Below are 11,491 nucleotides of genomic sequence, written 5' to 3'. Positions count from 1 at the left end.
GGGTGTCCGGCGTCCCGCCTGGGAGGGGAACGCCCCCGGCGCGGGTAGGTAGGGGGTACGGAGGACCGTGCCATGAACCGGACCGACTGGCTGCTCACCCCGCCCGAGCGCGGCAACCCCGCCACGCGACTCGACCGCCGCCGTCCCGGGGGCGCAGCCTGGTCGGAGGGGAACGACGTACGGCCCGTGGTGCACGGCGCCGCGTACTTCGCGGAGCTGCTCGAGCGGATCGACGCCCAGCGGGCCGGCGACCTGCTCCTGTTCACCGACTGGCGGGGCGACCCCGACGAGCGCCTCGCCCGGCACCACCCCGGCCGGGACGGCTCCGACCGCCGCGGCACCGAGATCGGCACCGTCCTGGCCCGCGCCGCCGAGCGCGGCGTCATCGTCAAGGGCCTGCTCTGGCGCTCCCACCTCGACAGCCTGCACTTCGCCCAGGCCGAGAACCTGCACCTCGGCGCGGAGATCGAGGAAGCCGGCGGCGAATGCCTCCTCGACATGCGGGTGCGCCCCGGCGGCTCGCACCACCAGAAGATGGCCGTCCTGCGCCACCCCGGCCGCCCCCGGCTCGACATCGCCTACGTCGGCGGCATCGACCTGTGCCACAACCGCAACGACGACCGCAGCCACCTCGGGGATCCCCAGTCCACGGCGATGGCCGAGGCGTACGGACCGCACCCGCCCTGGCACGACCTCCAGCTCGCCCTCCGCGGGCCGGTGGTCGGCGACATCGAGGCCGTCTTCCGCGAGCGCTGGCAGGACCCCGCACCGCTCACCCGCAGCCCGGTCACCCGCCTCAGGGAGCTCCTGCACCACGAGGACACCGACGCGGACCCCCTTCCACCGCAGGCCTCCGACCCCGAACCCTGCGGCACCCACACCGTCCAGGTGCTGCGCACCTACCCGAACCGCCTGCTGCGCGGTTACCCCTTCGCCCCCGACGGCGAGCGCAGCATCGCCCGCGGCTACCTCAAAGCCCTGCGCCGGGCCCGTGCCCTGATCTACCTGGAGGACCAGTACCTGTGGTCGCCGCGGGTCGTGGCCTGCTTCGCCCACGCGCTGCGCGTCAACCCGGGGCTGCGGCTGATCGCCGTCATCCCCTCGCTCCCGGAGCAGGACGGCCGGCTGACCCTCCCCATGAACCTGATCGGGCGGATCAACGCCCTGGACCGGCTGCGCAAGGCGGGCGGCCCCCGGGTCGCCGTCTACGGACTGGAGAACCACGCCGGCACGCCGGTCTACGTGCACGCCAAGGTGTGCGTCATCGACGACGTGTGGGCCTCCGTCGGCTCCGACAACATCAACCTCCGCTCGTGGACCCACGACTCGGAACTCAGCTGCGTCGTCCTGGACGACACCCCCGACCCGCGCCCGCCCGGCGACCCGGGCGGCCTCGGCGACGGCGCGCGCGGCTTCGCCCGCCGGCTCCGCCTGGAACTCTCCCGCGAACACCTCGACCTCGATCCGGCGCCGGATGCGTCCGGCGGACCGCACCCCACCGACGGCGGCGACGACGCCGACGACGCCTTGTGCGGCCCGGTCGCCGCCTTCCACGCCTTCGCCGTGGCCGCCGCCGACCTGGACGCCTGGTACGCCGACGGCTGCCGCGGACCCCGCCCGCCCGGCCGGCTCCGCAGCTACCGGTCGCCGGACCTGGCCGCCACCGCGCGAGTCCTCGCCGCTCCCCTGCACCATCTCCTCGTGGACCCGGACGGCCGCCCGCTCCGGCTCCGCCGCCGCAACGCGTTCTGATCCCCGTCCACCGGTCAGGTCACAGTCCGCACCCCTTCTGGCCCCGCGCTGCGTGTGTCACCCTGGCACAGCGAATCGGGTCACCCATATGCCCTACGGCCCGGCAAACCGACAGGAAACGCACACGCCCATGCCCCTGCCCTTCCTGCCCCGCGCCGTACCCGCCGTGGTGGCCGGCGCCGCAACCATCCTGCTGGCGGCCTGCACGCCCGAAGCCGCCGCGCGTACGGCACCCCCCGCCGTGACGACAGCAGCCGCATCCACCGCCACAGCCGCAAGCGCTTCGATCCCGGCGCCGCAGCCGCCCGCATCGGCGACGGCGACGGCCTCGACACGGACCCGGCCCTCCGAGCTGTCGATCCCGTCGATAGGCGTCGCCGGCCTGCGCGTGGAGCCGTACGAGGGCACCACGGACGACGCACCCGGGACCCGCATCCAGGACCGCGGCATCGCGGCGAGCCCGTACGGAGACCGGGGCGGCGTCGGTCCCGGCCAGGTCGGGAACTTCCTGGTCACGGCGCACCGCCTGGCGGCCGGCGGGCCCCTGCGCAACCTGCCGTCGGTGCAGGAGGGCGACACGGTCCTCGTGACCGCGGGTGACGTCGTGTACACGTACGAGATCGTCGCGACCCGCTCGACGTCCTTCCGGTCGGAGCGCTCGCTGGACGAGCAGCGCGCGGCGGTGCCCGGGGCTCCCGGCCGGACCCCCACCCAGGCCATGATCACGATTTCCACCTGTGCCACGCCGGAGGACCACGCCGCGGGCAACTTCTGGAGCGATGCACACGGCAACCCCGAGCACCGCATCGACAAGACAGGCGTGCTGCGCAAGACGTCGCCCGCAGCTGCGGGCGCGCCGGGCTGATCGACCCGGCAGGACCGACAGGCCAAGGCGGGAACCACAGGGCCCCGAGCGAGACGGCGAGCGCACCGGGCTGACCGTAAGGCTCCAGCTCGAGGACCGCCTCCACTGGGCCGCCCCGGCCGTCGATGGCCTTGTGCCCGTATACCGTGCGGAAGAAGTCCCAGGTCACGCCAAGGGTGTCGTTTAGGCACCGTCCACCAGCGCGTCACCGCTCGGCGCTCCTCCCTCCTCGCGCACCAACGCCGGGCTGTCGGAGTCGTTCCGGCCGTCGAAGATCTTGCGAACCGGACGTACAGATGCACTCTCGGTCGTGATCGCCATGCTGGCAGGAGGCCCCGCCGCCACCCCACGACCGGCGGCCGATCAGTCAGGTCGGTCGTCGGTCGGGTGCGACTGCGGCGCCGTCCGCCGAGGGGACGACGCCGCGGTCGCTTCCGGTACCCGGAGCCGGGCGGGCTCAGGACCGGGCGGGGACGTGGCTGCCCGCCGCATCGTCGGACTCGACCTCGGTGTGGGTGCGGTCAGGGGGGCCGCAGGGGGCGGTGATGCACTGCCACTGCCCCTTCTTGGACACCTTCACACCGGTGTCCTTGGAGGAGCCGCCCTTGCCGGGGCGGTCGTCGCCCCACTTGCCTTCGCCCTTCTCGCCCGTACCGCCCTTGTCCGGCTGGTCCTGGTGGGGGACGATCCGGATGGCGTCGTCGGGCTCGCCGAGGAACAGCAGCGTGGACTTGTTGCCGTCACTGATGTCATCGCTGCCCACGGTGACCGTGTGCGGAGCAGCGGGGGTGGCGGCGAACGCGGTACCCGGCACCAGCACACCACCCGCGGCTATCGCGGTCGAGGCGGCAAACAGGGCGAGACGTTTCGTTCGAAAGGGGTGGGTCATGGTCTTCTCCTCTGCTGAGAGAGTCGGACGGGGTACTTCCAGTACGCCCCGGGACGCGCGCCGGGTCATGCCCCTGCAAGTCGTGGCTTGACAGACGGCGGCAGTGGTGCGGAGCACCCGGGGGGCGGGGGAGAGTGCGCCGCCGGACACCGCCGGACACCCGGCCGGCGGCAGCAGCGCCCTCGGCCCACCCGGCTGCCGCAGCTTCCGGGCACGACGGGCGGTCCGGCGGACGTGCCGTGCGGGAAGGCCGTAGGGTCGGGGGGTGACGAGGAACGCGAACGCGAGTGCGAGCCAGCCGCTGTACGGGTGCATGGGACTGGGCGGCACCTGGGGGCCCGAGCCCTACGGCCCCGCGGACATTGCGGCGGCGGAGGCGGCGGTCACCGCGGCCCTGGAGATCGGGATCACCGCCTTCGACCACGCCGACATCTACCGCCACGGCAAGTCCGAGGCGGTCTTCGGTGAGCTCCTGGCCCGCGACGCCGGGCTGCGCGCCCGGATCACGATCCAGACCAAGTGCGGGATCCGCCTGGCGGACGGCGAGCGCCCCGGCATCTACGACCTGCGCGGCAAGACGGTGCTGCGGCGGGTGGAGGAGAGCCTGACCCGGCTGCGTACCGACGTGATCGACGTCCTGCTGCTGCACCGGCCGGACCCGCTCGCGGACCCCGGCGACCTCGCCGAGGCCCTGGCCTCCCTGCACGCCCAGGGCATGGTGCGCCGGTTCGGGGTCTCCAACATGGGCGCGGCGCAGATCGCGGCGCTCCAGGCACGGCTGGACCTGCCGCTCGTCGTCAACCAGCTGGAGATGAGCCTGCACCGGCGCGACTGGGTCGAGGCCGGCGTCCTGCTGAACACCCCCGCGGCGGCAGCCAACGGCTTCCCCTTCGGGACCCTCGAGCACTGCCGCGACCACGGCATCCAGCTGCAGGCCTGGGGCGCGCTGGCGCAGGGCCGGTTCACCGGGCGGCAGGAGACCCGGCAGGAGCAGGCGACCGCGGAGCTGCTGGCAACGCTGGCCGAACGCAAGCAGGTGACCCCGGAGACGATGCTGCTGTGGTGGCTCCAGCGGCACCCGGCCGGGATCGCGCCGGTGATCGGCACCTCCGACCCGGCGCGGATCCGGGCCTGCCGACAGGCGGTCGGCCGACTGCCGGAACTGGACCACGAGGAGTGGTACTCCCTCTGGCTCGCCGCCCGCGGCACACCGCTGCCCTGAGCGGCCTCGCGGGTCCGGTCTGACGGCCCTTCACGGCGGCGGGTGGCGTCGTATTTCGGCCGGACGCGTCCGCGGGGGCGCGGATCACCGGCCCGCACGCTACCCTCCGCCCCATGATTGGCATGGACATGCTACGGCTGCGAAGAAGCGGCCGTTACCGGTACCCCCTGGTGTGCCTCCTCCTGCTGGCACTCCTCGGCACGGCGACCGCCGCGACCGCCGCCACCCCGGCCCTCGCCCCCGCGACCGCCACCGCGCCCGTCACCGCCGCCGGCTCCGGCTCCTCGGGCACGCGGGCGGCCGAGGCCGCGTTCGCCCGCTGGGGCGAGCGCCGCCTCGACGAGCTCGCCTTCCTGACCACCCACAACGCCTTCACCAACTACGAGGACTCCCGCTGGAGTTCGGTGAACCAGTCCGAGTCGGTGCGCCACCAGCTCGACAACGGCGTGCGCGGCCTCAGCCTGGACACGCACTGGTACGAGCGCAGCACCTGGCTGTGCATCATCAGCTTCGGCAGCGACTGCTACCCCAGCGACGTGTACCTGTGCCACGGCGACTGCAAGACGTTCGCCGGTGCCACGTACGCCCTGCCGCGCCAGTCCTTCCACGGCACGATGCAGACCGTGGTGGACTTCCTTGCCGCCCATCCCCAGGAGGTCGTGACCGTCTTCCTCGAGGACTACGTCAGCCCCGAGCAGCTCCAGCAGTCCCTCGGCAGGGTACGGGGCCTGCCCGAGCTGCTGTTCCGGCCCGACGAGTGGGGCGTACGGCAGCACGGCTGGCCGAAGGCCGCCGACATGGTCACCGCCGGCAAGCGCCTGCTGATCTTCTCCGACCGGTCCGACCGTGAGCACCTGGGCGTCATGTACGACAAGTCCTGGACGGTCAGCAACTACTGGAGCCTCGGGGACATGGGCAACGACCTGGCGTGCGTCAGCCGCTGGGCCGACGTGCCCCTGGACCGCCGGGAACCCGGATTCCGGCGGCTGTTCACCATGAGCCACCACCGCAACGTGCCCACCGTCCTCACGGCCGCCCTGGACAACGGAAGCAAGCTGCGGAACCGCATCGCCGAGCAGTGCCGGCAGGCGACCGGGGGCCGCACCCCGAACTTCGTGTCCGTCGACTTCCACCGTCTCTCGGACGGCAGCGGCCACACGCCCGCCTCGATCACCGCGGAACTCAACGCGGTCCCCTGAGGCACGGCCGCGGCGGGTGTGCGGCAGTTCAGGAACATGACCACCACGTTCCCGCTCGGCTCCGCGCGCCGGGCGGCCGGCAGCGGGGCGGCGGCATCATGGGAGCGTGAACGGGTTCCCGAGGGCAGGTGGCGGGAGTGGCGTCCCGGGGGTGCTGGACGTGGCCCCTACGCCGCGGAGCGCCGTGGTGTGGCTTCCGCCGGACGAGCTGTGGCCGCCCATCCAGCGCATCCGGATCGTGCACGACCCCCAGATCCGGCGGTGGCCGCCGCACGTGAACCTGGTCTTCGGCTTCGTCCCGGAGTCCGAGTTCCCGGTGGCGGCGCCCCTGCTGGCCGCCGCGGCCGCCGCATCCGAGCCCTTCGACATCAGCCTCGGCGGGGTGCGCTTCTTCCGCCACCGCGCGTACTCGACCGTGTGGCTCGACCCCGCCGCGGCCGGAGCGGCGCCATGGACCGCCCTCCAGCGGGACCTGGTCGAGCCGTTCCCCCGCTGCGGCGGCCGCTTCCCGCGTTTCACGCCCCACCTGTCGCTCGGGCGTACGCACGACCCCCGGCGCCTGGCCGCGGACTGCGCGGCCCGTCTGGGCAGCACGGCCGCACGGGTTGAGCAGGTGGTACTGCTCTCCCGCCGCGGCGAGGGGCCCATGCGGCCCCGCATCGCGGTCTCCCTCGGCACGGGCGCCGTGCACTGGTACGCGGAGGCGGGCGGGTGACCGTGCCCCGAGCCCGGGTGGGGGCGCCCGGGCTCGGGGTTCGCCTGCCGGCGTCCGCCTACTTGAAGGTGACGTCCGAGCAGGAGTAGAAGGCCTCCTCGCTCTGGAAGGAGCCGTCGGGTCGCTTCAGCCCGTGCCAGATCGTGTAGATCAGGTGCTTGCCCTTCTTCTCCGGGAGCACCGCCTTGAACGTGAAGGCCTTGGATCCGAGGAAGCCCGAGGGCGCAGCGGTGGCCGCCGTGTTGTCCGCGCTGAGGAACGGGGTGTCCTCCAGGTCCGACCACTTCAGCGGCTTCTTGGGGTCGTAGCCGTCCTTGGTGACGTACATCTCCATGCGGTACGGGTTGTGCAGCGCGCTGATGTCGTAGCGCAGGTCGTACTCGGCGCCGCCGGGCAGCGCGGTGGAGGGGAAATCGTCCCGCGCCAGGTCCAGGCCGGAGAACTGCGCGTTCCCGGCGCTGCACAGCTTGCCGTCCGGGATGCGGGCCCGGTGCTGCGGGGAGGAGGTGGGGGTGCTGTGGTCGATGGCCCGGCCCTGGACGATCGACTTCCAGTCGCCCGGGATGCCGGGGCTCTGGGCGAGGGCCAGGCGGCAGGCCTCGCTCGCCTTCGGGTTCTTCGTGCAGGCCGCGCTGCGGCTCACCGGGTCGGCGGTGGCGCCGTGGGCCGAGGCGGGTGCGGACCCGAGGGTGGACACGGCGAGGGGCAGGACGACGAGCGCGGTGAGGCGCAGCGCGGCGGTGCGGCGGGCCCCGGCGGGGGCGGGGGTGGGGGCGGTACGGGTCGTACTCATGAGGGGACGCTCCTGGTCACGGGGTCGGTCGGGCGTGCGCGGTGGGGGCGGGCGGGCGGTCAGCTGCCGGTCTTCACGGTCAGCTCGCGGGAGAAGGCGCCCCACTTGCCGTCGCCGAGCCGTGCCCGGATCTTCACGGTGTACGTCGTCCCGGGGTGGGCGCCGACGAGCACCTCGCGGGAGGCCTTCCCCGTGGGCACGGGCAGCACCGGGTCGGCGGTGCCCCACATGAAGGTCTGGGCGGGCTTGCCGTTCAGGTAGACCTGGTAGGTGGTGATCTGGCCGACGCCCTGCGGAACGGACCATGCGAGGTTCAGGTAGTGCTGGGTGACGCCGCCGTCCTTCTTCGTGGCGGTGGTGGCGGCGAAGTCGCCGGGGGCTGCGGTGCCGGTGTTCCCGTCGGGTGCTGCGGCCGTCGTCACCTGCGCCTCGCGGGTGGGGTCGGACTCCTTGCCGGAGGCGTCGACGGCGGTGACCTTGAAGCGGTAGGCGGTGCTCGGGGTCAGGCCGGAGACGGCGGCCGAGGTGGCCTTGCCGTCCGCCTCCTGGAGCCGCGTGCCGTTGCGGTAGATGCGGTAGCCGGTGACGGCGACGTCGTCGGTCGCGGCGTGCCAGCGCAGGGAGGCCTGGTACGGACCCGAGGCGGTCGCCTCCAGGTCCGCGGGGATGACCGGCTTCGCCTTGTCCTGGCCGGGTGCCGCGTGCGTGGTGAGCACGATGTCCTTGCTGAAGGCCGTGGTGCGGCCGTCCGCGCGGACGGCGCGGACCTTGAACGTGTAGCGGGTAGCGGGGGCCAGCCGCTCGATGTCCGTCATCGTGTCCTTGACGGTCTTGACCTGCTTGCCGTCCTGGAAGACCTCGTAGCGGTCGACCCCGGCTCCGCCGGCCGGCGGCTTCCACATCAGGTGGACGGCGGTGTGGTCCTTGACGAAGGAGCCGCTGTCGGCGGGGACGGCGGTGCTGGTGCCGTTGCCGTTGTCCGACGCGCTGCCCACCCGGCATCCGGTGATCTTGGGGATGCCCTTGCCGGCGGGGTTGATGCCGACCTTGACCGCCCGGTTGCCCCCGGCGGCGACGTCGGCGCGGTCGCCGATCGGCTTGACGGTGACGTGCTTGCCGTCCTGGCGCAGTTCGTACGCCCAGGGGTTGTCGATGGTGACCTGCCCCTGCGACACGTCGAACTCGGCGGTCCAGTCCCGTACGGGCCGGTCCCCCTTGTTGGCGAGGGAGACCTCGGCGGAGGCCCACCACACGGTGGACTGGTCCGCGACGCGGCAGGCGGCGCTGAGGCCGTCCTCCTCTCCGGCATTGGCGGCCACGGGGACGACGACGGAGCCGACCCCGACGACCACGGCCGCGCAGGCCAGGGCAATTCGCTTTCGGGACATCAGAAACCTCTTGGTAGAGCCGGTCCGCCGGTGCGGCGGCGGCGTCGGAAGTGCCTCGGTCAACTCCCGTGACCCTAAGGGCGAATTGAGCCGCGAAGAGGCCGCTGAGCAGCCATGGGCCCTCTGTTATCCGTCCCTTAAGGTCCGGATAGGACGCCCTTGACCCCGTGCCCGCACATGTCGACCCTGCGGGCACAATGCGTCACGCTCCGTCCCCTACCCGGTGCCGCACGGCGTTCAATGCGCCGGGCGATTCTCCATTGGAAAATGCATGGAGAGTCACACGGCATGCACGCTGGGCTATTCGGCTATTTGACGGGGCATCTAATGAGGAACCACACACCGTCAAGTTCGCGTAAAGTCCGCGCACCGCCAAACCGCCGAGATGGACTGGACCAGCACGGCACAACCGTCCAAGTCGCTTGAAACAGCAATGAGTTGACGTACCGTCAATTCGGCTTCGGTGATGGTTGAACGGGCGACATCTTTGCGCGTAGAGCAACCTCGTTCAAATCGCCCTTTCTCTCTGGCAGGATTCCCGGCACCCCATCCAATCGAGGAAAGCAGTGCCGATATGCCCGGCCACGCAGCACGGCCGGGCAGCGGCACGTCAGCCGTGCAGCGCCGACCGCAGCGGCCTGCACAGACGGGCGGCCCCAGGGCCGTCCCGCGGGCTGCCCCCCTCTCGGTTCAAGGAGCACGATGCACAAACGTCGCATGTCCCGCCGCAAGAAGGCGCTGATAGCCGCGGTCACCGCGGCGCTCTCCAGCGGCCTGCTGTTCGGCTTCGGCGCCCTCGCGCAGGCCGACACGGTCAGCGGCACCGTCTACGGCGGGCAGGGCAACTACCGGACGGTCAACCAACGGGCCCAGCCGTCCCTCTCGGCCCAGATCAAGGGCTCCTCGAAGGTCGGCGACCGGATCCAGATGTCCTGCCGCACCACCGGGGACACCGTGGAGAACAACACCCGGTGGATCTACACCGGCTCCTACTACATCGCCGACGCGTTCATCCGCGAGAACACCACCGGCCTGCCCGTCTGCGGCTCGACCCCGAACCCGAAGCCCACCCGGCCCAACCCCGGTCCGACGACGGCGAAGTCCCTGGGCATCGACATGCAGAAGCAGGTCAGGACGCAGTGGTGCTGGGACGCCTCGGGCGTGACCATCGCCAAGTACTGGGGCCGCAACGTCACCCAGGAGCGGTTCTGCCAACTCGCCGCCCAGGGCACGTGGGTGAACTGCAACAACCAGCCGGCGACGCTGGAGGACATGGCCAACGGCCTGGCCAAGCTGGGGCTGGGCAACAGCGGCCGCAGCCTGTACCGCAACGCCTCGTTCAACGAGTCGGCCGCCGAGATCGCCGCGGGCCGGCCGTTCGCGGTCCGGTTCGGCTGGCGCAGCGGCGGCGGCCACATGAACGTCATCTACGGCTACGACAGCGCCACCAACATGATCGCGGTCGGCGACCCGTGGCAGACCACCCAGACGTACACCTGGTGGAACTACTCCACCTACGTGAACAACAACTCCTTCCAGTGGACCCACTCCCGGGTCGGCATCCAGGGCTGACGAGAGGACCCGACCATGCACACCATGCACACCATGCGGCGCATCCGGCGCACAGCGGTCCGGGCTGCCGTCCTGGCCACCACCGCGCTCGCCGCCACCCTGTGCGGGAACGTTTCCGCACAGGGCGCGGAGGGCGACGGGATCGCAGGCTACCCGTCCGCCCAGCAGACCCTCCGCAGCGACCAGGTCCGGGACACCGTCTCCCGCTTCCTGGTGCAGACCCGGCAGGCCGGCGGTCCCGCCGCCGCGGACGGCGGCGCCCAGGGCGCCCCCGGCAGCGCAGCCGCCGCTCCCGCCGCGCCGCCCCGGTTCGACCTCAAGGACCCGGTGCCGATGTTCGAGGTCAGCCCCGAGTTCGTGGCAGGCAAGGGCCAGACCAGCCCGCAGACCGCGCTGCGGCTCTCCTACCTGGCCTCCCGGGTGAACGCCTCCGACGGCCGCCCGGCCTCCGTACTGCTCACGCCTCAGGGAAGTCCTTCCTCGACGGGCAGCAGCCCGCAGAACCCCGGCGCCGAGGGCTGGCAGCTGGCCGGCATCCGGGACGGGGACAAGGACCTCAGCCTGGCCGAACGCGGCACCCCGCAGGCCCGCGTCTTCACCGAGCCGCAGATCCACGCCTGGTACCGGCTCACCGCCGAAGGCATGGTCGAGCCGCTCAACGAGGAGGCGAACACCGGTCTCGGCGGCAAGCGCCCCATCACCCTCGCCGCCTACCAGAAGCTGGTGTCCGCCCGGTACGGCGACAAGCTGCCCGGCTCCGAGTACGACCGCAAGGGCCTGGCCGGCGGCTACGCCAACCTCACGCAGGACCAGCCGGCCCAGACCGCGGCCACCGCGTCCGAGCGACCGGCGGACGGGGCGTCTTGGCAGCCGGTCGCCGTCACCGGGGCGGCCGCCCTGGCGGCGCTCGGCGGTGCGGCGGTCCACGCACACCGCCGGCGGACGGCCTCCCCGCGCTGACCCGTCCGCGTAAACCGAGCGGGGGGGGGGGGGGGGGAGGGGGGGGGGGGGGGGGGGGGGGGGGTGGGTGGTGGGGGGGGGGGGGGGGGGCACCCTCCACGTCGTGGTAGGGTTGGGCGACCCGGAGAGCGTCGTG

The 11,491-nt window shown here is 72.5% G+C and carries 11 protein-coding genes; 7 read left to right on the top strand and 4 right to left on the bottom strand.

The annotated features are described in order from the left end of the window. The first annotated feature begins 72 nt into the window (after positions 1-72). Entirely contained in the window at positions 73-1,752 is a 1,680-nt protein-coding gene (locus AC068A_RS33620) for a phospholipase D family protein (RefSeq protein WP_478590072.1), read from the top strand. 130 nt (positions 1,753-1,882) lie between these two features. Further along, positions 1,883-2,617, top strand: coding sequence for a class E sortase (locus AC068A_RS33615; protein WP_478590071.1), 735 nt, complete (start codon positions 1,883-1,885; stop codon positions 2,615-2,617). Positions 2,618-2,800: 183 nt separating this feature from the next. On the opposite strand, the gene AC068A_RS33610 is transcribed toward AC068A_RS33615, so the two are convergent. Together AC068A_RS33610 and AC068A_RS33605 are read right to left on the bottom strand one after the other, a co-directional pair. Beyond that, positions 2,801-2,938 (bottom strand): hypothetical protein, encoded by a 138-nt coding sequence (locus tag AC068A_RS33610; RefSeq protein ID WP_478590070.1) that lies wholly within the window; start codon positions 2,936-2,938, stop codon positions 2,801-2,803. A gap of 136 nt (positions 2,939-3,074) precedes the next feature. Next, positions 3,075-3,506: a hypothetical protein gene (locus tag AC068A_RS33605; protein WP_478590069.1), complete on the bottom strand. Its 432-nt coding sequence runs from the start codon at positions 3,504-3,506 to the stop codon at positions 3,075-3,077. Positions 3,507-3,771: 265 nt separating this feature from the next. Here AC068A_RS33605 and AC068A_RS33600 point away from each other — a divergent pair, with 265 nt between their 5' ends. The 3 genes from AC068A_RS33600 (at position 3,772) to AC068A_RS33590 (ending at position 6,642) form a co-directional block, all read left to right on the top strand. After that, positions 3,772-4,728 (top strand): aldo/keto reductase, encoded by a 957-nt coding sequence (locus tag AC068A_RS33600; RefSeq protein WP_478590068.1) that lies wholly within the window; start codon positions 3,772-3,774, stop codon positions 4,726-4,728. Positions 4,729-4,850: 122 nt separating this feature from the next. Then, positions 4,851-5,927, top strand: a complete 1,077-nt coding sequence (locus AC068A_RS33595) for a PI-PLC domain-containing protein (protein WP_478590067.1) — start codon at positions 4,851-4,853, stop codon at positions 5,925-5,927. 160 nt (positions 5,928-6,087) lie between these two features. After that, positions 6,088-6,642: a 2'-5' RNA ligase family protein gene (locus AC068A_RS33590; protein ID WP_478590066.1), complete on the top strand. Its 555-nt coding sequence runs from the start codon at positions 6,088-6,090 to the stop codon at positions 6,640-6,642. A 58-nt stretch (positions 6,643-6,700) separates the two neighbouring features. Here AC068A_RS33590 and AC068A_RS33585 read toward each other — a convergent pair whose 3' ends face one another. Together AC068A_RS33585 and AC068A_RS33580 are read right to left on the bottom strand one after the other, a co-directional pair. Next, positions 6,701-7,435 (bottom strand): lytic polysaccharide monooxygenase auxiliary activity family 9 protein, encoded by a 735-nt coding sequence (locus AC068A_RS33585; protein WP_478590065.1) that lies wholly within the window; start codon positions 7,433-7,435, stop codon positions 6,701-6,703. A 59-nt stretch (positions 7,436-7,494) separates the two neighbouring features. Further along, the gene (locus AC068A_RS33580; protein ID WP_478590064.1) at positions 7,495-8,823 is read right to left on the bottom strand and encodes a fibronectin type III domain-containing protein; all 1,329 of its coding nucleotides are present in this window, start codon (positions 8,821-8,823) and stop codon (positions 7,495-7,497) included. Between the two features lie 702 nt (positions 8,824-9,525). On the opposite strand from AC068A_RS33580, the gene AC068A_RS33575 reads away from it, so the two are divergent. Next, positions 9,526-10,395 (top strand): papain-like cysteine protease family protein, encoded by an 870-nt coding sequence (locus AC068A_RS33575; protein WP_478590063.1) that lies wholly within the window; start codon positions 9,526-9,528, stop codon positions 10,393-10,395. Between the two features lie 15 nt (positions 10,396-10,410). After that, the gene (locus AC068A_RS33570; RefSeq protein ID WP_478590062.1) at positions 10,411-11,355 is read left to right on the top strand and encodes a hypothetical protein; all 945 of its coding nucleotides are present in this window, start codon (positions 10,411-10,413) and stop codon (positions 11,353-11,355) included. The last annotated feature ends 136 nt before the right edge of the window (positions 11,356-11,491 follow it).

This window comes from Streptomyces sp. NPDC043854 (genome assembly GCF_056436005.1).
This window is presented reverse-complemented; position numbering and strand designations above follow the sequence as displayed.